The organism is Thermomonas fusca DSM 15424, from assembly GCF_000423885.1.
GTDB classification, from domain to species: Bacteria; Pseudomonadota; Gammaproteobacteria; order Xanthomonadales; family Xanthomonadaceae; genus Thermomonas; species Thermomonas fusca.
On record NZ_AUIV01000055.1, the window covers coordinates 1 to 1,290 of the forward strand.

Annotated in this window: 1 protein-coding gene; it reads right to left on the minus strand. The window is 62.3% G+C overall.

All coding sequences use genetic code 11. The features are described from left to right. Positions 1 to 67: 67 nt before the first annotated feature. Positions 68 to 388, minus strand: coding sequence for a hypothetical protein (locus tag G582_RS0113330; protein WP_028840232.1), 321 nt, complete (start codon positions 386 to 388; stop codon positions 68 to 70). Between the last annotated feature and the right edge of the window lie 902 nt (positions 389 to 1,290).

The window sequence follows — 1,290 nt, forward strand, 5'->3', positions numbered from 1 at the left end:
CGCTTCGGCCGTAACGTCGGCCCTAACAATTCGTCCAAGCCGACGCCGCTTCGCGGCGCGGCTTAACTCAGGTGTTAGGGCGCACGGCCAGCAGCTTCGCAACCTCATGTCTCAGCAGGAAAAGCTCTGTCTGGCTCGGCATCTCGTAGATCGACTGGCAGGAAATGATGTTGTCGATCCATTCGAGCGGGCCATGCTCTGCCGGCATCCCCTGCACGAACTCGCCAACGATCCTGCGCAGCTCAGCAGCGTCGTTTACGGCTCTCTGCCACTCTGCGGTTTCTTGCGTGCTGCTACTGTCAGGCTGCCGCAGCTTGATCGCGGCAAGGCATTTGTCTGCCAGCTCAACGGGCCGGCTTTCCAACCGCGCTTTCGTCAGTGTGTTCATGTGTCCTCGCATTGCGCCCTAACAAGTCATTTGAGCCGAAACCGCTTCGTAGCGGCACGGCAGTTGTGTTTCATCGCGGGCGGTTCGGCTCAATTCCAGCGTTAGGCTGCAGCGTCGGAATTCCAGGCGGCGGACGCGAGAGCCATCAGAGTTCACCGAGTCGTTTTTGCGGCGTTCGCCGAGTGACTGAATCCGCAGCCGCCTGCTAGAAAAGCGGTGCATCGCACGGCGCTGCCAAGCGCGCTTGGCAGGCCAGCGTTCACCGCTTTTCCTCGCGCCGTTTGGCGCCTGCTTCCTGCCGCGCTGCTTCTTCGTGCGTCGGCGGGCGTGGCAATCCTGCGGTGACCGCTAGCAAGTACGGTCGGCTGCACCCTAACAAATCGTTCAAGCCGACGCCGCTTCCTGGCATCGTGATAAGTTCTTGCCACTTGCTGTTCCCCGCTTCGGTGGCTCTTCGTTGCGGCGCGGCTTAACTCAGGTGTTAGGCCTGGGGAAAAGCTTTCCAGTGTTGTCGGCTTCGGTAGCTGCATCGCGCTCTGCGCTTCTGGAGTTTTTCTGGGTCGCCGTTGGTCAGTGGCTCGCGCTTCCCTCTTTTCGCTTCGGTAGCATCGCTTCGGACAGCGCGGATGCGCCGCCGCCAAGCGTGTGAGTTGACCTTTGTGTTCGCGCTCAGGTGTTGGCGCATCGTGCTGTGATTGCCGTTGCGCTTTCGCCGCCCAGTGTTCTCGCTTCGGTCGGGCGGCGCTCTGGCTTCGGCTCTTCCAGCCTCGGCCTGCGTGTGGCTCGGCTTCGGCCAGCGGCTCCCGCGTCGTGCGTGGCGTTGCTGCTTGCGGTTCCGGCGCTTCGGCCGTAACGTCGGCCCTAACAATTCGTTCAAGCCGACGCCGCTTCGCGGCGCGGCT

What these genes read in the sequence shown, in the direction of transcription:
- G582_RS0113330 (WP_028840232.1), bottom strand. Translation starts at nt 388, where the DNA reads ATGAACACACTGACGAAAGCGCGGTTGGAAAGCCGGCCCGTTGAGCTG.